1 protein-coding gene is annotated in these 1180 nt (G+C 47.8%); it reads right to left on the minus strand.

Features of this window, described 5'->3' with window-relative positions:
• Window positions 1-86: 86 nt before the first annotated feature.
• Complete coding sequence (locus tag A3766_RS24780; RefSeq protein WP_068643169.1) at window positions 87-1160, minus strand: flagellar basal body P-ring protein FlgI; 1074 nt, start codon at window positions 1158-1160, stop codon at window positions 87-89.
• Window positions 1161-1180: the final 20 nt, after the last annotated feature.

Genomic DNA, 1180 nt, shown 5'->3' on the forward strand with positions numbered 1-1180 from the left:
TCATCATCGGATTATTTATCTGACTCATCAGTGCGCTATTCATCACTAACCTCTAAGGTTCCACATGGCTTTGCTTATATTTCTTTCTATATAACAATTAAATCTGCTTTTAAGGCACCAGCCTGCTTCAAGGCTTCGAGTACAGCCATGATATCTCCTGGCGCAGCACCAACTTGATTAACCGCTTGAACAATCTGGCTCAGCGTCGCTGCAGGGCCAAACTGAAACATTCGACTAGGTTCTTGTTCTGCATCAACATCGGAGCGTGGTACGACAACCGTCTGACCACCTCCAAGCGGATTTGGTTGACTGACTGCAGGGTCTTCAGTAATTGTTACCGAAAGACTTCCGTGGGTAACCGCAGCTGGAAGCACCTTAACGTTCTGACCGACAACGATGGTGCCGGTACGAGAGTTAATAATCACTCTCGCCGCTTCTTCCCCTGTTTCAACATTCATATTTTCGAGCATCGACAAAAAGCTAACTCGCTGAGATGCATCGCGAGGGGCTTTGACGGTAATCGAAGCTGCATCGCTGGCGTAAGCTGTATTAGGCCCTAGCAAGTCATTAATCTTCTTGGTTAAATTCATCGCCGTTGTGAAGTCCGGGCGATGTAAATCAAAGGTTAATGTGTCGCCACGATGAAAAGGAGATGCGATGGCTCGTTCAACCGTCGCGCCATTAGGAATCCGTCCCACACTCGGAACGTTAACCTGAATAGAGGAGCCATCGGCACCTTCAGCACCAAAACCACCGACGACAAGGCTGCCTTGAGCAAGCGCATAAACGCGCCCATCTGCGCCCTTTAACGGAGTCATCAATAAGCTACCACCTCTAAGGCTCTTGGAGTCTCCTAACGATGAGGCTGTGATATCAATCTTGTGCCCAGGTTTAGCGAAAGGCGGAAGCTCTGCATGAATTGAAACCGCTGCTACATTCTTTGACTTCGGATCCACACCTTCAGGAATGGTGATACCAAATTTATTCATCATGTTGCGGAAGGTCTGGCTAGTAAAAGGCGTGTTATCTCCTGTACCACTTAAACCGACAACCAAACCATAACCAACCAGCTGATTCGAACGAACCCCCTGTACATTGGCAATATCTTTTAAACGATCCGCGCTAACGTCAAAACTAACCAAAGCAAAACCCAGCAACAATAAACTGGAGCGGCAGAACG

It is taken from the genome of Oleiphilus sp. HI0132 (assembly GCF_001635845.1).